Here is a 24,276-nt window from a genome sequence, read left to right as displayed (position 1 = left end):
TTTAGCAGCCGATAAGCAAGCCCATACGCTCACATTGCCACCCACCTGGTACGACGCCGCCGGTCGCGGAACATGTGGATGGCGGAATGCACCATGCCTTCCGGGCTGCCGCTTTCCTGGTATTGCTGGCGCAGGTACTGGGCATCATTGCCGGTGCGTGCCACTTCGCTTAAATGCGTCAGTGCGGCCACTGCATCCAGACTTTCTGCATGGGGTTTGAGCCTGTTCAGGGTAGCCAGTATGTCTTCGCGCAAGACTGTGCTCTCATAGGTCTTGGGGTGCACAGTAACACCATCAAAACCGAAACGGCAAGCCTGGAAACGGTTGTAGTTATACACCAGGTAATCATCTTCTGCCGGTGGCGGCTCGCGCCTTTCCAGCAGATAGGCACACAGAACTTGCAGGTAGGCGGCCAGTGCAGCAGCTCTCTCCACGTTCAGCGGAGTATCGCAGACGCGCAACTCTATTGTGCCGTATTCGGGCTTGGGGCGGATATCCCAGTAAAAATCTTTCATGCTTTTGACGACGCCGGTTTTTTCCATCTTGCTGAAATAGTCGTGAGAAAACTCATCCCAGTTCAATACGAAAGGGGCCCGCCCTGACAAGGGGAAGGCATATACAGAATTGAGACGGGCAGAATTGAACAGGGTGTCACCACCCTGCACATAAGGTGAGGAAGCAGACAGGGCAATGAAGTGCGGCACATAGCGGTTCAGTGCATGCAGCAGGAACATGGCGTCGTCACCGGATGTGCAACCTATGTGTACATGCTGGCCAAAGATGGTGAACTGTTTGGCCAGATAGCCGTACAGGGCCGACACTTCGACAAAGCGTGGCTTGGAAAATATCTTGCGGTCTGTCCATTTCTGGAAGGGGTGGGTGCCACCACCGCAAATGCCTATATTGAGAATGTCGGCGGCCCGCACGAGAGTGTCGCGAATCTCTGTTAATTGCCTCAGGACACCGGTATAACTGGTTTGTACATCGGTGCAGATTTCTATCATGCTCTGGGTAATTTCTGGTGTCACATTACCGGGGAAAGCTCGCTTGGCCAGCAGGTGCAAAAGATCAGGGCTGGCAGCGGTGAGGTCAAAGTCCGACAGGTTGACCAGTTGCAATTCCAGTTCTACTCCCATGGAGAGGGCGTTAGACTGCATGAAGTCTCCGAGTGGCATATTATTGCTCCGTTTCTTCCGGGGTTTCTTTGGCGGCAAACAAGGCCAGATGAGTCAGGATGGGGCCGGCGATTTCCAGTATCAGGGTCATGGCAACCAGGGCAAACCATTCGTCGGTCATGGCCATGCCCAGTTTGTTGGGCTGCTCAAGATTAAGGATCAAAAAGACGGATACCGGTGCCAGCCCCAAACCACTGAGCATGCCCTTGCGCATGGAGATACCGCTGACAGGTGCCAGCAAGGTGGTGACAACGATCTTGCTGCCCAGACGCATGACCAGCAACAGGCTGCCCAGCATGGCACCCGCCAGCACCTGCGCCCACGGTAATGTGGATGCTGCAAAGACGAACAGCACGACTGCCAGCAATTCACCCAGGACACCAAAGTTTCTTTGGGTGCGGCCAAGGCTGATGCGCCTGTGCCTGGCAATCAAGCCAAAACTCAGGGTCGCCAATATCGGTGACAAACCGCTGGCATGGGTGAGTGCCACCAGAACGATAACAGCAAAGGCAAAACCCAGGGTGGCATCCTGTGCCTGCCGGCCACGCCAGCGCAATATCGTGGGCAACAAAATGCCAAATATGGAACCTGCCAATACAGAAGCACAAGCCACCAGCATGACATGCAAACTTTGGGCAGAGGCTTTCAGGATATCACCTGGGCCTTGCATGACCCAGTACACCAGGATGAGTTTGAAGACAAATACTGCCAGCACAGAATTGATGGCCGTCAAATGCAGGATGCGTTCGCTGACCTGGCCTGAACTGCGCTGTTCATTAATCACACGCAATACGGCAGCAGGCGAAGACGACATCGCCAGTGCGGCCAGCAATAGCGATATCAACTGCGTACTGCCATACCATAAGGCCACACAATACACGGCGGCGAAGGTGGCACCCGCCTCCAGCAGACCTGTAACGGCAACCCATGGATTTAGACGCAACCAGCGCAAATTGATGCGATAAGCAAACTCAAACAACATCAAGCCAAAAGCGATATTCGCCAACAGCACCAGGCTATGGTTGTCCAGCGGCGACAGATAATCTGGAAACAGGTTCACCAGCACAAAGCCTGTCAGCGCATACACACTGATACGCGGCAGGTGCAAGAGACGATTGAGAATATCACCCAGCAACCATGCCAGCGCAAGCACGCAGGGCCAGGCCATCTGGCTGATATTGATGGAAAATTCAGTCATGCTGTCTCCCTGCCGGACCAGGCTGTTTTTTAGAATCGGGTTTCTCTGGCAGCCCGTAAAAAGCTGTCCAGTATGGGTGTGCAATCAAGCAGATCGCTCTGCCCTGTCAAATGAAATTCAGGGTGCCACTGCAGGCCGACGACAAATTTGGCTTTTTGGTAGCGTATTGCTTCTACGATATTATCTGCTGGTGAAATTGCCTCTACCTTGATATCCCTGCCAAGATTTTTAATGGATTGATGATGAATGGAATTAACTTTGGCAACGACACCTGGTGGGAATAACTGCGCCAGTGAAGATTGCGGTGTGAACTGTAATTCATGGCCATGCTGGTCATACAGTTCATTCACGTGGGCAAGTGCACCGGGTACTTCAGTGACGATGTCCTGATACAGACTGCCACCAAAAGCCACATTCAATAACTGGCAACCGCGGCAAATGCCCAGCAAGGGTTTGTCAGCTTCAATAAACTCATGCAAGAGCTCCAGCTCATACATATCGCGGGTGCGATCACCATTCCATTCAGGGCGGGTGGATTGTTGTGAATAACTCTCGGGTGCCACGTCAGCACCACCTTGCAGAACCAGGCCATCCAGATGCCTGGCGTAATCGCGCAAGCGTATATTGCTGGGCCGTATCAAGCCATTGGTATTGACTGAAGGGATCATGAACACCATCACATCACGCGCCATGACCCACTGCGCGATCGATTCTTCCAGATATTGCAGGGTCTTGCTGGAGAGGCCTTTGGAGCCAGTCTGGGGATGGAATATGCGGGCAGAAACACCTATCTTCAGCGTGCGCTGAGTGATGCCTTTTGCGGTACGCATGGACGTTGCCCGCAAGCGCGCGGTGATCACACGTATCATCGTGCGCCAGGGTGATTCATCAGCCAGGTAAGGTGCTTGTCTGTCGGCTTGATCCTTGGCCATCGGCTGGGCCATGGTTTCTGTCTGAGTCACCGCAATGGCAGACTGAAACGCTGTCGACTGTGTAGCAGGTTGCGTGGTGGGTTGCGTGCTTGTCTGAATAGTCGATGGTACATCCGGTAAAGTGCCCGGTGCAATATGGACAGGCAAGCTTGTTGGCACAGGAGGCTGCACTAGCTCTGTTTTTTTGGTGTCTTGAGGTGCTTGATCATTTTTTTCATCCGGCATGGTATCTATCCATCGCTGATAAGCTGAAATGTGTCTGCATTCTCATGCTGATAGCAAATTACATGAAAAAAAAGCGATGCTACATCAGGGGCAGATATGGAAATTCCCTGTTTTCACCAATGCCACCCTGCACAAATCGCACAAAATGCGCGTCGCAATGGTGTACGCGCCTCCATGAGTGACATACTACACTGCTGGCGAGCCTGGGTCTGTCAGATAACGCCTACCCAGTAGCAAAGATCATTTCCCAGAGCTGCTATGCGTTCTCCCACCTACTCAGTATAGTTCAAATCCATTTTTTTGAAACACACCTGTAACGACGGATAACATCCCGCTTTTATCTGAATTTGATCGTACTCAGGCATCACAGCAAGAACAGCAATGCCGCCACCACCGTTGGTGGCAAGGCACCCAATAGCAATCCCATTGCGCCTATGGATTCATCATTGAAACCGCGTTTCAACAAAGCCACACCTGCCGGGTTAGGAGCATTGGCGATCACGGTCAGGCCGCCACCTGCAACAGCACCGGCGACCAGCAAATATTTCGCCTGGTCGCTCAGGCCCGCAATCAATGAACCCAGATAAGTCAGCGCCGCATTATCAGTAATCGCAGTCAGGCCCAGAGCCGCAAAGAACAGGGTATGCGGTTTCAGGCTCGCGACTATGGGTTGCAACCACCATTGCTGCATGCCACCCAGCACCACCAAACCAGCAAGAAAAAAACCAACCAGTAGCCCCTCTTTTAAAATCAAGGGGCTTTGATAACGTTCATACGCCTGGGTATACCCCATGAAGAACAGGAATAGCCCCAGAAAGAATACCGGGTGATGCGCGAACAAGACCACGCCCGCCAGAAAGGCCAGGTGGATCAGGCTGACGATCAAAGGCACAGGTGTAACCGCTGTGTTTGTTTCCGTGTTTTCTGCAGTGATATGCTTACGCAAAAGCAGTGTGACGACAGTAGCGTTGAACAACACGGCGACAGCGGCTTTCAAACCAAAAGTCGCCAGCATGAAAGCGCTGTCCCATTGCCAGGCAGTAGCAACCATCAGCACTGGTGGCGCAGCGTAAGAAGTAAGAGTGCCGCCGATAGACACATTCACAAACAACACACCGAGCGCTGCATACTTCAACCACTCCGGCATGCCCTGGCGGAAAATTCTTGGAGCCAGCATCAAGGCGGCCAGCGTCATGGCTGCCGGTTCGGTAATCAGCGAGCCCAGCAAGGGCACTGCCGCCAGGCCAAACCAGACCATCGCCAACGCATCAGGCACAGGCATGAAGCGCGCCAGCATTTTAAGGACGCGGCCGACAATCTCTAATACAGGGCGCGATGCGGCCACCACCATGACAACAAAGACAAACAGGGGTTCAGTATATTGACGCGACTCGGCGTAAGTTATTGCTGCATCACCACCAGACACCAGGGCCATAACGACGATGAGTACAAAAGCCCAAAAACCAAATACGACTTCCACTTCACCCAGGAGATGGAACAGACCGGCATGCCTGGCATGCCTGTGCGCCAGCACTTCAAAAAACTTGGCGCTGAAAGTGTGCAACAGGGCCAGGCCAAAAATCACTGCGCCCAGGGTTTCCATTAAGCTCATCACGTTCATTCCCGCATAAGTACAGATACATATCTTACACGAGCTTGCGTGTGCTTACGAGCTAAACCGGCATATTATGGACTGTAAAAATCGGCTGATTACCCTGGTCACCTGTTGATCAAATGCAGCAACCAGGTCATGAAAAGCTTTCGTCCGATCCCACCATATGCATGCTTAAAAATCAGTCCCCTTGCTGCTGCCAGACTGCTTTACCCGACTTCAAATAAATCAAGCCGCTGGCGGAGCCTTCTTTCGCTACCACAATGCCATCATTCTGCAATTTCACAGACTTGGCATGATAGCTGTGCGGCTGCGAACCTTTATCTTCGACATACCAAAGTTCCAGCCAAGAAAAGTCGTCGCCACCATTGCCTGTCACATGCCCTGCACCGACGATGACAGGCCTGGCTTTGCCGTGTGACAAAAAGACGATGCCTTCTTTATTGCTCTTGCTGTCCTTGACCAGAACCGCCAGGTCTCCCTTACCGGTGCCCAGGAAATTGCCACGCCAGACGAAGGGATTGATACGGCTGTTCACCTCGATTGATTCTTGCCTGGACAAGCCATCAAGCTGCTTGTTTGCCCAGTCAGGCAATTGCATCCTGGGCGATACCTCCTGTGCAAAAGCGATGCTGTTGGCGAATAACAGGACGACGGACGCTAATTTGAAATTCATGGCAAAACTCCTGGTAATGATATAAATGTATAAGTATCGTTTGAATAAAAGCCTGCTTTGCTTCAACTGATTATTGCTAATGATGTCACTACAAATACCTCACCTCAAACTGACGGTCTGCCTCTTCCACGCTGGGTCTTGCCACTTGTAGAACACACTCAAAGAGCCCGGTTTGTCGGCATAATTTTCAACTTGCAGGCTGTCCATGCTGACGACTTCAAAGCTCTTTTTGAAGCGGCCTTCGACTTTGGCTTCACGTGCTACCAGCATCTTGTTGGTACCGGGTACCCAGCCTGCGAATTCTGCATAGCCAAGCTCAGGGTCACTATTCGCTGGGGGCAGGATGTCGATGATCCAGCCCTGGCTGGTCTGGTGGAATAGCCAGAGTTCACGCCAGTTTTCCATGGGTTGCACGGCCAGCGTCAGTGCGGTGTTCTGTGCATTGGCGCGGGCGGATGCGGGCCAGACCACGCTATAAGTGCAGCGCTTTGCCAGCGGGGTTTTGACGTCGTGTTTGGCGTCAGTCAGCATGACACAGGTTTCACCTGGCTGGCCTGGGGCGGTGATGATGTTCAGGCCAGGTTTGGGAATGACTGCGGGTTCGGCTGCCCAACGCGTTGTGCCTGCACGCACACCGGCGTCAGCATAGGCATACACATCTTCATCGGCGAATTCTTCTTTGTTGACGGCTGCCAGTTCTGTCAATGCGCGGTTGGCGGCATCTTCTACCTTTTCGCCTTTGCGGGCGCGCTGAAAGGCGATGCTGGACCAGACGCTGGCCTTGCGCATGCGCATACGGTTTTTCAGATACTCGGGCAGGCTGGTGGTGTTGACCTTGTCGAGCACATCGGCACGCCACTGGTCGAGGGCATAGCGCTCGGTCGGGCGCATGGTGGGGTCTATGCAATCCTGCCTGGTCAGTGCCAAGGCAGCGCGGGCTTTTTGGTCGGGCGTGGCATTCATGGCCAGCACGCGGCGGAAGGCTTCGCCGTCATAACATAGTTGCATGCGGCCTTCGCGTTCATAGCCTTTGATGTTGATACCGTAATTGGCGACCACTTCCAGGTGGGCGGCAATAGTCGCCTCATTTTGCTTGGGCTGTTTGCTGGATGCACGTTTGGCCAGGCGCTCTGCCATGCTGCCGAGTGCATCAAAAGCTTCGGCACCTATGGCATTGGCGGGAGCAGCCTTGAGGTAAGCAGCGGTATAGCTGATGCCCAGGGATTCTGCACCTGGTGTATCACGCAGGAAGCGGATAACGGCGAAGGCATCCGGTGCATCATCAGGTTGCATGGACACCAGGCGAACTTGCGATGCCTTGATATAGCCTGCCCGTTCGCGCCTGTGGTCATACACTTGCAGGTAGTCGAGTTTTTCACCACGGATTTCCAGGCTGTCGCCCTGCCATAGCACGGCTTGTTGTTGCGCGCCGTCCTTGGGGGCGGCGCGCAATTGTGCCTGGTCTTGTGTGACAACAGCCAACACGGCGACAGCAGCTAAAGTAGCAAACATGATTATTGGCTCTCTTTGTTTTCGTTAGTGGTTTCTGTTTCAGCTTCGGTTGATACTTTTTGCATGCCCTGCTTGCTGTTCCTGCCGCTACCCAGTAATGCGGCACCAATGAAGCTGCCATCTGTTGGTGGGGGTGCGATGATGACCGATATCTTGTCTGACAATTTGTCGGCCATGGTTTTCTGTATCAACAAGGGGTGCTTGGTCAGCAGGACACCTTCCCTCTCCATCTGCACGCTAGTGACCTTGCCAACCAGGTCTTGTCTATAGGCTTCGGCATCGGCCAGTTTGCGGCGTGAATCGGCTTCACCCTGGGCTTCGATGACGCGTGCCTGCGCTGTGCCTTCCGAGGTTTTGATGCGGGATACTTTTTCTGCCTCGGCTTCAAGCTTGCGTTGCTCTATCTGCTTTTGCTTGAACGGCAGGACATGCTTCATGGCTTCTTCCTCTGCTTTTGCAGCGATGATTTGCTCGTTACCAGCAGCCTCGGCGGCTTTCTCGCGCTTGATCTTGTCGGCGTCAGCTTCCAGCGCGGTTTGTTTGACCTGTTTGTCTTTCAGTTCCAGGGTGTAGCGCATTTTTTCGCTTTCCAGTTCTTCGGCCAACAGTTTTTCCATGCCGCGTTTATAGTCGGCAGGCAGATCAACCTTGCCCATCATGACACTGCGCAGGATGATGCCATCAGCCGCCAACTTTGGTTTTAATTCAGCTTCTATCTGCTTCTGGATTTCTGCCCGCTTGCTGGAGAATATCTCGCGTACTGTATACAAGGTGAATGCCTTGTAGATCACGCCCTGCACTGCCGGTTCAACGATGTCGGTGTTGATGTTCTCTGGCAGACTGGTAGACATATTGGTCAGCTTGGTTGGGTCAACGGCATAACGTATGCTCAGGTCCACGCCCAACGACAGGCCTTCTACCGACTGAAAAGGCGCTTCGCCATCGGCACGGCTGCTGCGTGTGGGTTTATATAACTGGTCTTGCAAACTGAACAAGCGCAACTCATGCAGACCTGGCACGACAATCAGGGCACCGTCACGCACCTGGTCGGCATGACCTGTCAATTGATTGATACGTACACCGATTTCACCACGCGGAATATGCTTGACAGGCGGATGAGTGCTGATCGCATACACGGCACCACCTACCAGGCTGAGCACTACCAGACGCTTGAAAGTGACTTTGCTGAACATGCCTGATTCTGTCGTGACCCTGGCCCCCGCTTTGATTCCCGATGCGCTTTTGCTGAAAACGGAAGACAGAGTGGATCTTACGGCTTGTACCAGGGATTTGATACGGTCAGACATGATAGTTCTCCAATGAGGTAGTAACAGGTTCTTAGGGTTAGCGCAGTGGCGTTTGCCCTGCATCCCTGAGACACATCATGCGCTGTACTAGGCGGAACATACAATGCTGGGGCGGGGGCAGAAATATCACTGTGGCAAGCTATTTATTCCGCGCCTGGAATAAGCCTTGCCGCGTGTGAAGAAAAACTCACAGCGGCTTTATGACTTTTGCCTGAAAAGCGTAGATACTGCGAATATTGATATCAGTGCAGGAGAATGAAGTGGTCAAAGTAGCTGTCATTGAAGACGATCTGCCCACCAGCAATCAGTTAAAAACCTGGATAGAAGCAGCAAAACCAGGCATACAGATAGACCAGTGGTTCAGCCGGGACGATGCCGAGGCAGCCATCGCACGCGAAAACTATGACCTTGTGGTGCTCGATATTGAACTGGGGCGCGAGCGCCATGCCGGCGTTGCCATCATCAATGCCATCAACAAGCAGCATGCAACGCCAGTGCTGGTGGTGTCGGCCATGCCAGCCACCATTTACCGCAGCATCATGAAGGCACTGGATGCCTGGGATTACCTGCAAAAGGCGACCTTTGAAGAAGCCGATTTCATAGAAACCTTCCTGGAAATGCTGCGCTCGGTCAAAGAACGCAAGCAACATAAAGAGAGCCAGAGCGCTGCTTATAAGGAAGCGGCCAAGTCCCCGGTTGCCGACCAACTCAGCATGGACCCACTGCGCCAGCGCACTCCTATCTGGCGAGGCCAGCGTATCAACCTGCCACTGACTGCGCAACGCATACTGGCAGCCCTGTTTGCCCGCCGTGGTCAGGTGGTGTCGTATGAAGACTTGTATGAAGTCGTCAAGAGCGGGCGCAACCGCGACAATATACGCAAGCATGTATCAACCATACGCGACGCCTTCCGTGAGATTGATGCAGACTTTGAATGCATAGAAAACGTCCCCATGCGCGGTTTCAGATGGGTGGATGACGACGCGGGCAGAAGCTGAGATGGGCAAGTTCTTGCTGGCGACTTACCGGCTACGGATATTATTTCGCGGCGTTTTTTTATTGCTGGCGCTGGCAACAGTGGGCCTGGCGCTGTCTGTCTTACAGCAGGAAAAGCAACTCAGCTATAACAATTACCAAAGCAATTTCAATAAAACCCGGCTGCAAATATCGGCCACGCTACGCCACCCTGCCGGGCAACTGGCGCTGCTCAATCCTCCTGATGACAAACAGCGCGCATCCTTGCGTCCCTTGCTGCTGCCGTATTCTGCAATAGATTTTGACGACCAGAACAAGGTGCAGCAAGCCATTGCCATGTCGGGTTGCCTGGTGCAATATGGTAATGAAGGCGCACTCTGCAGCGGCATAGGCAATAACCCCTGGGCGGGCGGCTTTATCTATATAGCGGGTAACTTCAATAGCAGCCAGCTGGTGTCACACAAGCGCGGCAATGAAAGTCTGACACAGGCACACAGGCTGAAAGTCAGTGTCAGCCTGCGCGGCCAGACATATCGCTGGATAGCACCGTTTGAAGAAGAGATAGCGCCAGCGAGACAAAACCAGGGTGTACGTGGGCGCTGGACAGGGTTCATTGAAAGCGAAGCCAACAGACCGAATGCTCGCCCGGTAAAAGACTTCCGTGGCTGGGCCTGGCAACAGGCGATCTGCAACCAGGCAGACCAGGATGACAAGGATGCTGACTGCCAGAAAAATACCTTCTTCTCGCTGCGTCTGCCCATACCGGTATTGCAGGAAGCCCTGTTTGAAAAAAAACGCCCGGTCTGGCCACCACAGGATCTCGATCAGATGGAAGTCAGCCTGTCCGTCCTGCCACCGGATTCTGACACCGCCCTGCTGGACAGCAAGAATGCGCCAACTGCAACACCATTCTCCCTCAAGGATTTGCAAGACAATCTCTTGCCTGGCGAAACCCTGCGCATACGCAAGCGTGATGCTCAGGACAGCAAGGATAACAAGGATGACCTGATCAACCTGACCGGCGCCTTTGAGCAAAGCGATGAATCATGGAACATCGTCACCCGCCTGATACGCCGCCTGCCTGTTGATGAATACGATGTCCCGCTCGAAAGCCGTGAAACCATCAGCACACCGCTGGCCAATTATGAAGTTTTGCTGAAGGGGGATGTGCGTAGCGTCAGCAAGAGCCTGAGCGTAGTTGCCAGCCGTGTGTCCTGGTTTGTCGGTGCGATGCTGCTGGCATTGACACTGGCCTGGCTATTGATCGAGGTCAGTATCATCAGGCGCATCACTCTGCTGACCAGGCGTGCCGTGTCATTGTCAAAGACCATGAAGGGTGCGGGTGAGCTCGAACAATTCGACGTCAGCGACTTGCGCAGCCCGGATGAGCTGGGTGTGCTGGCCAGTTGCCTGCATGATTTATTGCGGCGCGTGAAGGAAGACGTGGAACGCGAAACCATACGCACTGAACAAGAGAAAGAAATGTGGCATGCCGTCGGCCATGAAATCATGTCACCGCTACAGTCTTTGATGGCCTTGCATGGTAATGCCGAAGACCAGAGCAACCGCTACATCAGCCGCATGCAGCAGGCCATACGTGTGCTGTATGGCAGCGCCTCACCCAGCGAGGCATTTCAATCTACCGTCTTGCAAGTCAGTGAAATTGATATCACCCTGTTCCTGAAAAACGTCGCAGACAATGCCCCCATGGTAGGCATACCTGATGTCAGCTATCAGGGCACGGATGATGTCGTCATGGTCAAGGCTGATGAGTATTCGCTGGAAGATGTAGTGACCCATGTCTTGCGCAATGCCGAGCGTTACCGCAAGCCAGGCAGTGCTATCAGTATCCAGTTGCAGAATACTGAGACGGCGGCGACCATCACTATCCACAATGATGGCCCGCATATTGCGGACGATCTGATCGACAAGATTTTTGAATATGGCGTGTCGGACCAGCATGATTCGGGCGCGAATGGTAACCGGGGCCAGGGATTGTTTGTTGCCAAGACCTATATGGCGAAGATGGGTGGGACGATCAGCGTGCAGAATGTGGACCAGGGTGTGAGTTTTGTACTCACTTTGCAACGAGGAAATCCGTAAGTCTGCAGAGAGACAAAATAACGACACTGGATGACGGCCAGGAGCATGCCGGAATGACGTGGCTAAGGCATGGCAAATCAAACTCTGTGCCAGTCTGCATAATTCCAATAAATTATTAAAAAAATAATAATCCGACGACTTCAACAGTTTTTGCCGAAAAAGCAAAACTTAGTTTTGCATCCCACCACAAATCACGTCGCACTATCGGAAAGCATGGCTTTAGAATCCTTGACGGGCGCGCTGAACTAAACGCCAGCTCACGGGGTCAATTACTGCACTATCCATATAGTCATATTCAAACCCCTGAGAAAAAATACCAGGCTGAGACAGCCTGTCCAACAATAAGGAAAGCAATGAAACCACAATTGAAACTGATCGCGGCGCTGTGCATGGCAGGTGCAAGCGGCCTGGCACTGGCCCAGGCAGAAGACAAACACCAGTGGCTGGAAGACGTCACCGGTGACAAGGCCCTGAGCTGGGTCAAGGACCAGAACAAGGTCACCCGCGGCAAGCTTGACAACGACGCAGGTTTTGCCAAGCTGAAAGCTGATTTACAGGTCGTGCTGGATTCGAAAGACCGTATCCCAGGCATACGAAAAATGGGTGATGCCGTCTACAACTACTGGATGGATGCAGAACACCCGCGCGGTGTCTGGCGTAAAACCACACTGGAAGAATACAAGAAAGCCCAGCCTAAATGGGAAGTCGTGCTGGATGTTGATGCACTGGCCAAAGCTGAAAATGAAAACTGGGTATTCAAGGGCAGCGTATGCCGTGAACCCGTGTACGACCGTTGCCTGATCGAGTTGTCACGCGGTGGTGCCGATGCGGTTGTCACCCGTGAATTTGACCTGGCCGACAAATCCTTCGTCAAAGGTGGTTTCAGCCTGCCAGAAGCAAAAATGAACCTGGACTGGGTCAACAAAGATACCCTGTTTGTCGCCACTGACTTTGGTGCCGGCACGCTGACAGATTCTGGCTATGCACGCGTCGTCAAGGAATGGAAACGTGGTACGGAATTATCTGCAGCCAAGACGCTGTTCGAGGGCCAGAAAACTGATATGGCGGTGGGTGCCAATTCCAGCGACCATAAGGGCATACACAGGGAACTGGTTAACCGCCAGATCACTTTCTACACTTCAGAACAATATCTGAAAGAAGGCGACAAACTGACCAAGCTCGATGTGCCAGCCAAGAGCAATCTGTATTTCTTTGACAAACAGGCCGTGATCACCCCGCGTGAAACCTGGAATGTCGGTGGCAAGACTTATGCATCCGGCAGCGTACTGGCCATCGATTTTGATGCCTTCATGAAGGGTAACCGTGAGTTCACCGTCTTGTTTGAACCCAGCGACACTACCTCTTATAGCGGCGCTACCATCACAAAAAATTATCTGTTATTGCAGACCCTGGATAACGTCAAGAGCAACCTGAAAGAATGGAAATTCGATGGCGGCAAGTGGTCTTCCCGTCAGGTCAGCCTGCCTACCCTGGGTGCGGTTGGCGTGAGCGGCATTGATGCAGAAAATTCTGACGATTACCTGCTCAGCTATTCTGATTACCTGACACCCAGCGTTTACATGATGGCACATGCAGGCAATGACAAGCGCGAGCTGCTGAAGTCTGCACCGAGTTTCTTTGATGCCGGTGCGTATGAAACAGTACAAAAATTCACGTCCTCCAAGGACGGTACCAAGGTGCCTTACTTTGTCGTGCGCCGCAAGGATGTGAAATACGACGGCAATAACCCTACCCTGCTGTATGGCTATGGCGGTTTCCAGATTTCCATGACACCTTCTTATTCCGGTGGCCTGGGCAAGAGCTGGCTGGACAAGGGTGGCGTGTATGTCGTCGCCAATATCCGCGGTGGTGGCGAGTTTGGCCCGCGCTGGCATCAACTGGCGCTGAAAGAAAACCGTCAACGTGCTTATGATGACTTTGCTGCCGTAGCAGAAGACCTGATCGCCAGCAAAATCACCAGCCCTAAACACCTGGGTGCCATGGGCGGCAGTAACGGCGGCCTGCTGGCCGGTGTTGCTTTGACCCAGCGCCCTGACTTGTTCAATGCGGTGGTCAGCCAGGTGCCTTTGCTGGATATGCGCCGCTTTAACCAGCTGCTGGCGGGTGCCTCATGGATGGGTGAATATGGCAATCCTGATGTAGCGGCAGAATGGGATTACATCTCCAAATATTCTCCATACCAGAACGTCAAGGCAGGTGTGACTTATCCTAATGTGCTGTTCATCACCTCTACCCGTGATGACCGCGTACATCCTGGCCATGCACGCAAGATGGCAGCCAAGATGATGGATCAGGGCCATAAAAATGTCTGGTATTACGAAAACATAGAAGGTGGCCACGGTGGTGCGGCGAACAATGCACAACGTGCCGACATGAGTGCGATCACTTACACCTTCTTGTGGAATATGCTCAAGCGTGACAATGATGCTGTGCAAGTGCACTAAGTAGCAAATAAGGCGGCCTGTATCTGCCGTAAAAACAAAAGCCCGGGATGCACAATCCCGGGCTTTTTCTTTTTGCGATGAAGCGTTTTAATTCACCTTGTCAGAAGGAAAGCGTATGGTTTCCTTCAGCAAAGAACCCATGGGCCAGGCCAGGTTCATATTGTTTGGTTGTATGGCTTTGGTAAACCACTTCTCATACAGTCTGGTGATGTCGCCATCGGCCATCAGACGTGCCATTTCTATGTCAATGGCTTTCTTGAATGCGGCATCGCCTTTGGGCAGCATGATGGCATAGGCTTCAGAAGCCAGCGGGTCGCCGACGATCATGAATCTGGATGGGTCTTTGGCTTTGGCTTTCAAGCCAAACAAGATCGCCTCATCCTGGGCAAAGGCATTGACGTGACCAGTTTCCAGCATGGTGAAAGAATCACTGTGATCTTTGCCTTCCACCAGCGCCATATGCAGGGCACGCACCTTGTCACGCTCCAGTATGAATTTATCGGTGGAGGTACCCTTGGTGAAGACGACTTTCTTGTCCTTCAAATCTGTCCAGTTCTTGATGCCTGAACTGGTATTCACCATCATGCGCAGAGTAGAAAAGAAATGCGGTATCGTGAAATCAACGAGCTTCCTGCGGTCAGCCGTATTACTGGTTGAACCACATTCCATATCAGTCTGGCCAGATGTCATGGCCTGGATGCGGTTATCAGCCGTCACTGGGACAAAATTGATTTTCAGTTGTGGCAACTTCAATTCTTTTTTGAGGGCATCGACCATTTTCTTGCAGATATCGATGGTGTAACCAACTGGTGCTTTGCTTTCTGATAAATAAGAGAAAGGCAAGGCTGACTCGCGATAAGCGATATTGATGGTCTGGCTTTTTTTAATACGCTCCAAAGTGTCAGCTGATGCCAGTTGAGCAAGAACAGCGGCCGACGCAAATACGCCAGCCTGAAAAATACTGCGCAATTTCATATGATTTCCTTATGCCCTGCATGACAACTTTAACTGTCTGAGCATTTTGTTGGGGGCTGCTGCAAAAGATGTTCAGGTGCAGCCTTGGTTGAGCTTGCCTGAATAGGGGTAGTACGAAAGGGCCATGCAATCAGGCCCGGATTATTTGCAAAAGCGTGGGGGTTTTAAAAATGAGGAATCGGATTATATCGTGGTCTTGCAATATTGAGGGAGAGGTAATCCTCTATGTTTCTATCCAGCTAATGATCAGGCTAATGACCAATTAACAGCAAATTAGCAAAAGATTCTCGCAGTGACAGGTCATGCAAATAAAAAAACGCTGGCATCAACATCAGCGTTTTATATGCGGGGCTCCTGCTATTCAGCGACCTTGCGCTGCATCTCTGCCAGATAAGCATCAAGCTCTGCGGTACTGGTAAAAATTTCATTCAACGGTGCGGCACGGACAATTTCAAATACTTTTTGTACCTGGCGGCTAAGATTGACAAAATAAGTGGCACCGCCATGATTGCGCATGGTTTTGCGTATCTTGGCCAGCACCCGCAAACCCTCGCTGGAGATGAAGGTCAAGGCTTCCATGCTCATGACCAGAATCTTGACTTCTTCACTGACGCTGCTGGCAAAGAACTGCTCAAGGTCGGCTGCGGTACTGGTATCAAGGCTGCCGGACAAATCTATTCTTGCGGTTGGTAATTGGGTTTCATCTATGGAAATTTCTAACACTGTCTGTCCTCTATGGTTTAGCTTGCAGGTGTTCAGGGTTTGACAAGAAATTTACGTATGTGCAAATTATTCTGGCCGTGCGCGTAGTTGTAATCAATATGATCTGCCAGGGCATTCACCAGATACAGGCCCAGGCCGCCTTCAGGACGGTCAGCAAAATCCACTTCGAGGTCGGGCTGGCTGACGCCATGCAGGGGATTGTAAGCGTGGGAATTGTCGACCACGTCGAGTATCACTTCTGACTCTTGCAAATGCACGTCCAGCCGTATGGATGCCGGGTCCTGATCTGTTGCACCATGCTTGAGTACATTGACCAGTACTTCTTCAGTAATCAATTGCAGGTCATCAACCACTTCATCACTGACTTGCTGTGCATGCAGCAAACCAGCCAGACGAGGCCTGACCTGATCATAGGCAAGTGACTGACCATTAAGGCTGATCTGCCAGTCGGCAAAAGCCGGTTTGCGTCGTTTGGCTTCAGGATGAAATTGCATACTTAGTAATGTCAAATCGTCAAACTGCGGAGCTTGCGCAATAAACTGCTGATGCGCCAGTGTCACACTGCGAATAATGTCTGCTGCAAATGCCGGTGCCTGTCGACTAATTGTAGTCTGTAATCGGGCTTCTGAGAATTCTTCATTATCCTGATTCCTGGCTTCGGTGATGCCATCGGTATACATGACGACAATGTCATGAGCAAGCAGGCGAATTTCAAACTGCGGGAAACTGGCTTCTTCTTCCAGCCCCAATGCCGGGCCGGTTTCCAGTGCCAGCTTGCTGACCTGGCCATCACGTAACAGCAGCGGCGCATCATGACCTGCGCTGGCGTACTGCAACACACCGCTTTTCAGGTCGAGCATGGCAAAGAACATGGTGACAAAACGGCATTCGGGATTGTTGTGCGCCAGTTCGCGGTTCACGGCAAACAGCAAGGCTGCCGGTGAACTGCTCTGATGTGCCAGTGTGCGCATCAGGCTCAGGGTGCGCGCCATGAACAGGGCAGCTGGCACACCCTTGTTGGCGACATCCCCTATCACCATGCAAATACGCTCATCAGCTATATGAAAAAAATCATACAGGTCGCCACCAACTGCCCTGGCGGGTTGCAGCAAAGTACTCACGCTGTAGCGTGGATCGATAGCCGCATCTGCGCTGGGCAACATGGCTTGCTGTATCTGGGCTGCGATGGCGAGTTCACTTTCCATACGCTGTCTTGCCGCTGTAGCTTCCTGCAATTCCAGTATGTGCAGCTTCAATGAATCACGCATGCGCCTGAATGAACGCGAGAGGCGCCCAACCTCATCGCTCCTGGGGATTTTGGTCAGTTCTGTATCCAGATTGCCCTGGGCAATTTCTTCCGTGCTTTTGCTAAGGCTGCGCAGTGACCTGGTCGTCTGCCGTGATACCAGGGCAATGGCGATGCACATCAGCAGCATGTCCTTGCCCATGGAAAAGATGACGATCATGAAATACTTACCGAGGTACGTCTGAAACTCTGATGCAGGAAAATAAAAGCCATAGACCAGCGGCATATCCCGCAATTGCAGGCTGTAATGTATGTCACCGCCCTTGCCAGATCCCTCAGTTGGCCGTGTAGATATATTGTTGAGATTGAATTCAGCTCCCAGCAAGAAATTGCCAGTCAACTTATTTTTTACATAAGAGTGGCCTTGCACGCTATGATCGACCTCATCAACCAGGTGCAAATTGTTTTGCAGGTCTAGCAACAAGGGCTGCATATTGATCTGGATGGCAATGCTTTGCAGCGATTGCCCTTTCATAAAAAAGCCGGTGCAGAAAACCAGTTCCTGATTACTGATATGACTGGTCCAATAATCATGACCATCAACAGCATTGCAGGAATGCAATAGATCCTCATCTGCTGCGGTACTTTCCCAGGATTGCCTGTTTACCCCTGCTTGCCAGCCAAAGCGATGTTCCTCATTTTTCGCGCCAGAAGAAATAGCCAGTTTGCCAACATAGGGCGAGAGGGGCAAAATTACTTTAAGACCGTTCTGATCAGCTAGATAAAGGCGCTCATCCATTTGCACCAGGCGGCTGGCTTGCTCAGCGATCAGGTGCAGGCTGGATTGGTGTTTTGCCACTATGGCATCGAGTTTGGATATTGCTATCTGATTAATCCAGCCCGTCATGACTTGCTGCAGCAAGGCACGCATCTGGTAATAAGAACTGCCATAAATCACCACCGCCGCCATCAGGCAGGCAAAAACCAGGCGGTAAGTAATACTGGTGAACTGCAATGCTTTTAATTTAATCACGCTGTATTTAGTCACACTATATGTCTATACGAAAGTCTGCCGGATACGGGTGAGCAAGGCCAAAGTCTGAGGATACTGTATCATTTCCTGCTTTGCCATCTATCGAGGACTTGCATTTGATGCATGCAACCATTTTCTGTCTTGCTGGTCTGAATCATCCATGAGTCTGTACCAGCTTTTAGCGCAATTTATCCGCCAGCACTGGCGTCAGTACATCAGTGCTGGCCTCATGCTGTTTGCCGTTGCCGTCATGACGGTGCTGATACCACGCCGTGTCGGCATGATTATCGATGGCATGGTGGCGGGTCGTTTTGACAACACAGCCCTGATGTGGGAACTGTCCTGGCTGCTGGGCATGGGCCTGGCCATCTACTTCCTGCGGGTAGGCTGGCGCACGCAATTGTTTACGGCTTCTTATCAACTGGGCATGCAGTTGCGTACCCGTTTGTATGAACGTTTGAGTGTGCAGGGTTCACGCTTTTTCCAGCAACAAAGAACTGGCGACCTGATGGCGCTGGGCACCAATGATGCAGATGCCATAGAACTGGCCGCAGGTGAAGCCGCCCTCGCCGGTTTTGATGGCAGCATGACCTTTGCCCTGGTGATAGGCATGATGCTGCTGGGCGTGGACTGGCGACTGGCACTGGCGGCCTTGCTGCCCTTCCCTTTCATGGCCTGGGCCTTCAAGCACATTACCCATCATATACAGGATGCATCACGCGATTCGCTAGACCGTTTCAGCAAGCTCAATGACCAGGTACAGGAAACTTTATCCGGCGTGCGCACCCTGCGCGCCCTGGGCCTGGAACAACGCAGCGCCGCGCAGTTCGCCGAACTGGCAGAAAACGCTGCCGCTGCCAGCCTGAATGCGCAACGCTGGGAAGCTGCCTATGAACCGGCAGTGGGCCTGTCCCTGACTGCGGCCGGTGCGCTGACGCTGGGCGTCGGCGGTTACCTGGTCTGGCATGGTGAAATGAGCATAGGTGCCTTGACCAGCTTTTCCATGTATCTGGGCCAGTTGATCTGGCCGATGTTTGCTGCGGGTTGGGTCTTGTCATTGCTGGAACGCGGCAAGGCTGCCTGGGCGCGGCTGGAACCGGTATTGACGCAGGAACTCAGCGTCAATGATGAGGGCAAGCTGGACACGCCACCAAGCGGTGATCTGGTCGTGGACAAAGTCAGCTTCGCTTATCCTGGACAAACCAGGCCAGCCTTGCAAGACATAAGCCTGCGTATTGCGCCTGGACAAACCCTGGGCATAGTTGGTCCTACCGGCTCAGGTAAATCCAGCGTGGTGCGCCTGCTGCTGCGCCAGATTGAGGCTGAGCAAGGTCAGGTAGCCTGGGGCGGACATGCACTGGCAGACTATAAATTGCAAGCCCTGCGCCTGTCCATCAACTGGGTGGCGCAGGAACCGTTTTTATTCTCGGCTTCGATTGCTGACAATATCTCGCTCAGCAATCCTGCCGCCAGCCGTGCCGAGGTCATGAAGGCTGCACAACTGGCATCGGTGGATGATGATATCCAGCGCTTCCCGCATGGCTATGACACACTGGTGGGTGAGCGTGGCGTAACTCTGTCTGGCGGCCAGAAACAGCGTGTAGCCATCGCCCGTGCCCTGTTGACGGCCAGCCCTTTATTATTGCTCGACGATGCCTTGTCGGCAGTAGATACGCAAACTGAGACTCATATCCTGCAACACCTGGCAGAGTTGCGACAAGAACATCCTGAACGCAGTGCCGTCATCGTCAGCCACCGCCTGAGTGCGGTACTGGAAGCCAATCACATCCTGGTTTTGCGCGAAGGCAAGATCATAGAGCAAGGCAATCATCAGGCCTTGCTGGACTTGAATGGATGGTATGCAACGCAATGGCGTTATCAACAATTGGAAGCAAGCCTGGATGCAGCCTGATACGAAACAATTACCCGCTGCCATGTCAGAAAAAAAACAGGCAGTGCATTTGCTGCTGCACGCAGCCCGCAGTGAAAAACGCCATGTCTGGCTGGGCATCTTCTTTTTATCTATCGCCGCTGGCCTGGAAGCTGTCGGCCCTTTTCTGGGCAAGGCTTTCATAGACCGTTACCTGTTGCCACACCAGATGGACATGGGCATGGTCATCGGCCTGCTGGCAGCTTATGTGCTGACGGGCTGGGGCGCGACCTGGCTGCGCTACCTGCAACTGACGCGCCTGGCTGGTGTCGCCATGCGTTCTGTACGGCGCTTGCGTGAACAGGTGTATGAACATGTACTGCGTCTGCCCATGGCTTTCTTTGACAAGGCAATTACCGGGCAACTGGTGAGCCGCGTAACAAATGACACTGAGGCGGTCAAGAACCTGTATGTGCAGGTGCTGTTCGTCATGCTTGACAGTTCCATCGTCGTCCTTGGCGCCCTGACTGCCATGGCCTTGCTGGAATGGCGCTTGATGCTGATTGTGCTGATGCTGATACCGGCGGTCATCATCATCGTCTGGTTTTACCAGCGCTGGAGTGCGCCTGCCGTGAGCAAGGCGCGCCAGTTGCGCAGTGAAATCAATGCCCAGGTGGCAGAGAGCATCAATGGCATGAGCACGCTGCAAGCCAGCAATGCCGAGCGCCGTTTTGGTGAGCGCTTTGCCACGACCAATCAATTGCATTATGCCGCCAGGCTGGATGAATTGCGTGCTAATGCCTGGCTGTTGCGCCCGGCGCTGGACCTGATGAATTCGCTGTTACTGGTAGTGGTGATTTTCACTTTCAGCCAGCGCAGTTTTTCTGGTGTGGAGATAGGTGTGCTGTATGCCTTTGTCAGCTATATCGCCCGCGTGGTAGAGCCGCTGATACAGATCACCCTGCAGTTTGGCCAGATACAGCAAGCCGTGGTTTCTGCTGCGCGTGTCAACAAGCTGCTGAATGAACACCAGCATGTACAGGCCAGCAGCGATGCGCGTATTACTGACGGCCACCTGACGCTGGACAAAGTGAATTTTGGTTATGATCCGGCGCGTCCAGTCTTGCATGACTTCAGTCTGGATATCCCGGCGGGCAGTTTTTATGGCATCGTCGGCCATACCGGTAGCGGCAAATCCACCCTGCTGAGTCTCTTGCTGCGTTTTTACACGCCACAGTCTGGCCGCATGGAAGTCGATGCTCAGCCGCTGGCCAGCATCACGGATGCGCACTTCCGCGAGAAGGTGGGGCTGGTACCGCAAGAGCCATTTTTACTGGCGGCTAATGCCCGCGAAAACATCGCCATGGGCCGTGACATCAGCGAGGCAGATATCATCGCTGCGGCCAAAGCGGCGCATGTCCATGATTTTATTTTGCAACTGGAAAACGGCTACGATACACCGCTGGGCGAAGGTGGTGCGCGACTCTCCACCGGGCAAAAACAATTGCTGGCAATTGCCCGTGCGCTGGCTGGCAAACCGCGCATCCTGTTCCTGGATGAAGCGACTTCCCATATCGACAGTGAAACCGAACAGGTAGTACAAACCGCACTGATTGAATTGCGGGGCAAAGTCAGCATCATCGCGATTGCCCACAGGCTCTCTACCATACGTGACGCCGACAACATCATCGTGCTGAATCACGGCAAGCTGGCAGAGCAAGGCAATCATCAAGAATTAATGCAAGTGGATCAAGGCATATACCAGCGCCTGTATCTGTTGCAAACCCTGGAAGAGTAAGGAATAGCATGAAGAAATGGATAGTGTTTGGCCTCAGCCTTTGTACCACCCTGTTACTGGCGGGTCTGGCCTTTATATTTTTTGTCGTCGCGCCTGGTTTACCAACACTGGAAGCGGTGACTGACTACCGCCCAAAAATCCCGCTGCGCATCTACACGGCAGACAATGCCCTGATCGGGGAGTTTGGTGAAGAACACCGGGATTTTGTACCCATCAAGCAGATTCCTGCTGTCATGAAGAATGCCATCCTGTCGATTGAAGACGAGCGTTTTTATGAGCATGGTGGCATTTCTTTCCGCAGTGCGGCCCGCGCCATCGTGGCAGATTTGCGTGGCGGTTTTCATCAGGGTGCATCGACCATCACCATGCAGGTGGCACGCAATTTCTTCCTCAGTAATGAAAAGTCATTGCCGCGCAAATTGAAAGAAATCCTGCTGACTTACCGCATTGAAGACGCACTGAGCAAGGACCAGATACTCGAGCTGTATATGAACCAGATTTTCTTGGGCCAGCGCAGCCATGGTTTTTCCAGTGCAGCCAAAACCTACTTTGGCAAATCGCTCGATCAGCTGACGCTGGCAGAAGCCGCCATGCTGGCAGGTGTGCCGCAAAACCCCGTCAGGCATAATCCCGCGGTCAATTTTGAAAAGACCAAACAAAGACAATTACTGGTCCTGAGAAACATGGTCAGGAATGGCTTCATCACGCAAGCGCAGATGGAAGCCGCTGCCAAAGAAGAAATCAAGGTCGTCAAAGGCCAGCAATTCGATGCCCATGCTGATTATGTTGCCGAGATGGTACGCCAGAGTATTTTTGCGCAATACAAGGAAGACACTTACACCAAGGGTATCAAGGTCTACACCACCATCAACAAGGCCGAGCAGGATGCTGCTTATGAAGCCGTGCGCCGCAATATCATGGCCTATGACCAGCGTCATGGTTATGACGGCCCGGAAGCCCATATAGACTTGCCTGCCGATGAAGATGAGCGCGATGACGCCATAGACCAGATCTTGCGCAAACATCCTGACAATGACAAGGTATTGGCGGCAGTCGTGACCCAGGCATCCGGCAAGATCGTCAAGGCTGAACTGCAATCCGGTGACAGCATAGAAATCACTGGCGATGGCTTGCGCTTTGCCGCAGCGGCACTGACCGACAAGGCCAAGGCGGGCATCAAGATACGCCCAGGCTCGGTGATACGTGTGATACAGGATGCAAAAAAACGCTGGGCGATTACACAAATCCCGGAAGTTGAAGGTTCATACGTGGCACTGAATGCAGACGATGGTTCTTTCCGCGCGATGGTAGGCGGCTTTGATTTCAACCGCAAGAAATTCAACCATGTGACCAGTGCCTGGCGTCAGCCGGGTTCCAGCATCAAGCCCTTCATTTATTCTGCCGCGCTGGAAAAAGGTTTTTACCCTGGCACACTGATCAATGACGTGCAACTTTCGGAGACATCAGACAGCAATCTGCGCTGGGACCCGCGTAATGATGACGGCAAATATGACGGCCCCATCACCATGCGTACTGCGCTGGCGCAATCCAAGAACGTGGTGTCGGTACGCATATTGAAAGCCATCGGTGTTGACCAGGCCAAGTCCTGGTTGCCGCGCTTTGGTTTTGACAAGGACAAGCACCAGGCCAACCTGACCATGGCCCTGGGCACAGGTTCGGTGACACCCTTGCAACTGGCATCGGCCTATGCGGTGTTTGCCAATGGTGGCTACGCGGTCAACCCCTGGCTGATCAGCAAGGTGGTGGATGGCAAGGGTGCCGTACTGTTTGAGAACAAACCGCCTGCCAAGGCGCAGGAAGAATCTCGTGTCATCGATGCACGCAATGCCTACATCACGGACCTGATGTTGCGTGAAGTGGTGCGCAGCGGTACCGGTGCCAGCGCCACGGCAAAACTGGGACGCCGTGACCTGGCTGGCAAGACAGGCACGACCAGCGACGCTGTCGATGGCTGGTTTGCCGGTTATGCCGCCAATGTGGTGGCGGTGGCCTGGATGGGCTATGACGATCCGAAAAGCCTGGGTGGCCGTGAATTTGGAGCGACACTGGCCCTGCCTATCTGGATAGACAGCATGCGCGTGGCACTGTCTGGCAAGCCAGAAGTAGCCCGTGCGGTACCTGAAGGTGTCAGCAATGCAGAGGGGGACTGGATGTTTAATGAATTCTTGAATGGTGCCGGGGTACGCACGCTGGATATGGGGGACACCCCGGCAGCAGCAGCACCAGCTACGACTGCGACGCAGTAGTCAGATAGAAAAAGCCCGCAGATCGCTCTGCGGGCAAGTATCCCGACCTTTGGAGGTAAAACTTTTCAGGACTGCCGCATGGTAGTGGCTGGAAGTGACAGGCGCATGACAAATCATGCTCGCCATAAAAAAAGCCCGCTGGCAGAGGCCAACGGGCTGGAAATCCTGACCGGGAACAGGCACA

16 protein-coding genes are annotated in these 24,276 nt (G+C 52.9%); 6 read left to right on the top strand and 10 right to left on the bottom strand.

All coding sequences use genetic code 11. The features are described 5' to 3' along the window. Nucleotides 1-29: 29 nt before the first annotated feature. The 7 genes from AC07OI_RS26415 to AC07OI_RS26385 form a co-directional block, all read right to left on the bottom strand. Entirely contained in the window at nucleotides 30-1,175 is a 1,146-nt protein-coding gene (locus tag AC07OI_RS26415) for a YbdK family carboxylate-amine ligase (RefSeq protein WP_492705454.1), read from the bottom strand. Between the two features lies 1 nt (nucleotide 1,176). Then, nucleotides 1,177-2,373 (bottom strand): cation:proton antiporter, encoded by a 1,197-nt coding sequence (locus tag AC07OI_RS26410; protein WP_492705452.1) that lies wholly within the window; start codon nucleotides 2,371-2,373, stop codon nucleotides 1,177-1,179. A 29-nt stretch (nucleotides 2,374-2,402) separates the two neighbouring features. Next, nucleotides 2,403-3,530 (bottom strand): gamma-glutamyl-gamma-aminobutyrate hydrolase family protein, encoded by a 1,128-nt coding sequence (locus tag AC07OI_RS26405; protein WP_495259243.1) that lies wholly within the window; start codon nucleotides 3,528-3,530, stop codon nucleotides 2,403-2,405. 364 nt (nucleotides 3,531-3,894) lie between these two features. Next, nucleotides 3,895-5,142, bottom strand: a complete 1,248-nt coding sequence (locus tag AC07OI_RS26400; protein ID WP_495259242.1) for a putative Na+/H+ antiporter — start codon at nucleotides 5,140-5,142, stop codon at nucleotides 3,895-3,897. Nucleotides 5,143-5,323: 181 nt separating this feature from the next. Then, a complete protein-coding gene (locus AC07OI_RS26395; protein WP_492705434.1) occupies nucleotides 5,324-5,818 on the bottom strand; it encodes a hypothetical protein in 495 nt (164 codons plus the stop codon). Nucleotides 5,819-5,917: 99 nt separating this feature from the next. Beyond that, nucleotides 5,918-7,330: a hypothetical protein gene (locus AC07OI_RS26390; RefSeq protein WP_495259241.1), complete on the bottom strand. Its 1,413-nt coding sequence runs from the start codon at nucleotides 7,328-7,330 to the stop codon at nucleotides 5,918-5,920. A gap of 2 nt (nucleotides 7,331-7,332) precedes the next feature. After that, nucleotides 7,333-8,637, bottom strand: coding sequence for an SPFH domain-containing protein (locus AC07OI_RS26385; protein WP_492705430.1), 1,305 nt, complete (start codon nucleotides 8,635-8,637; stop codon nucleotides 7,333-7,335). Nucleotides 8,638-8,897: 260 nt separating this feature from the next. On the opposite strand from AC07OI_RS26385, the gene AC07OI_RS26380 reads away from it, so the two are divergent. From AC07OI_RS26380 to AC07OI_RS26370, 3 genes are all read left to right on the top strand, one after another. After that, nucleotides 8,898-9,635, top strand: coding sequence for a response regulator transcription factor (locus AC07OI_RS26380; protein WP_495259240.1), 738 nt, complete (start codon nucleotides 8,898-8,900; stop codon nucleotides 9,633-9,635). Next, nucleotides 9,613-11,715, top strand: coding sequence for a sensor histidine kinase (locus tag AC07OI_RS26375; protein ID WP_495259239.1), 2,103 nt, complete (start codon nucleotides 9,613-9,615; stop codon nucleotides 11,713-11,715). Before AC07OI_RS26380 ends, AC07OI_RS26375 begins: the two co-directional genes overlap by 23 nt. 353 nt (nucleotides 11,716-12,068) lie before the next feature. Then, nucleotides 12,069-14,180 (top strand): prolyl oligopeptidase family serine peptidase, encoded by a 2,112-nt coding sequence (locus AC07OI_RS26370; RefSeq protein WP_492705424.1) that lies wholly within the window; start codon nucleotides 12,069-12,071, stop codon nucleotides 14,178-14,180. Between the two features lie 87 nt (nucleotides 14,181-14,267). On the opposite strand, the gene AC07OI_RS26365 is transcribed toward AC07OI_RS26370, so the two are convergent. The 3 genes from AC07OI_RS26365 to AC07OI_RS26355 form a co-directional block, all read right to left on the bottom strand. Next, the gene (locus AC07OI_RS26365) at nucleotides 14,268-15,155 is read right to left on the bottom strand and encodes an amino acid ABC transporter substrate-binding protein (RefSeq protein ID WP_492705422.1); all 888 of its coding nucleotides are present in this window, start codon (nucleotides 15,153-15,155) and stop codon (nucleotides 14,268-14,270) included. 357 nt (nucleotides 15,156-15,512) lie between these two features. After that, on the bottom strand, nucleotides 15,513-15,878 hold the full coding sequence (locus AC07OI_RS26360) for an STAS domain-containing protein (protein WP_492705421.1): 366 nt from the start codon (nucleotides 15,876-15,878) through the stop codon (nucleotides 15,513-15,515). A 32-nt stretch (nucleotides 15,879-15,910) separates the two neighbouring features. Further along, nucleotides 15,911-18,172 carry an ATP-binding SpoIIE family protein phosphatase gene (locus tag AC07OI_RS26355; protein ID WP_495259238.1) on the bottom strand — a complete coding sequence of 754 codons (2,262 nt, stop codon included), beginning with the start codon at nucleotides 18,170-18,172 and terminating at the stop codon, nucleotides 15,911-15,913. A gap of 145 nt (nucleotides 18,173-18,317) precedes the next feature. Here AC07OI_RS26355 and AC07OI_RS26350 point away from each other — a divergent pair, with 145 nt between their 5' ends. Genes AC07OI_RS26350 through AC07OI_RS26340 form a run of 3 tightly spaced genes read left to right on the top strand, consistent with a single transcriptional unit; the run spans nucleotide 18,318 to nucleotide 24,092 of the window. After that, entirely contained in the window at nucleotides 18,318-20,069 is a 1,752-nt protein-coding gene (locus AC07OI_RS26350) for an ABC transporter ATP-binding protein (RefSeq protein ID WP_495259237.1), read from the top strand. Further along, a complete protein-coding gene (locus AC07OI_RS26345; protein ID WP_495259327.1) occupies nucleotides 20,017-21,825 on the top strand; it encodes an ABC transporter ATP-binding protein in 1,809 nt (602 codons plus the stop codon). Before AC07OI_RS26350 ends, AC07OI_RS26345 begins: the two co-directional genes overlap by 53 nt. A gap of 8 nt (nucleotides 21,826-21,833) precedes the next feature. Next, the gene (locus tag AC07OI_RS26340) at nucleotides 21,834-24,092 is read left to right on the top strand and encodes a penicillin-binding protein 1A (protein ID WP_495259236.1); all 2,259 of its coding nucleotides are present in this window, start codon (nucleotides 21,834-21,836) and stop codon (nucleotides 24,090-24,092) included. Nucleotides 24,093-24,276 lie beyond the last annotated feature (184 nt).

The sequence above is a fragment of the Undibacterium sp. GW821-FHT07F11 genome (genome assembly GCF_059418665.1).
The sequence above is the reverse complement of the archived record's forward strand: the minus strand, read 5'-3'. Positions and strand labels throughout refer to the sequence as shown.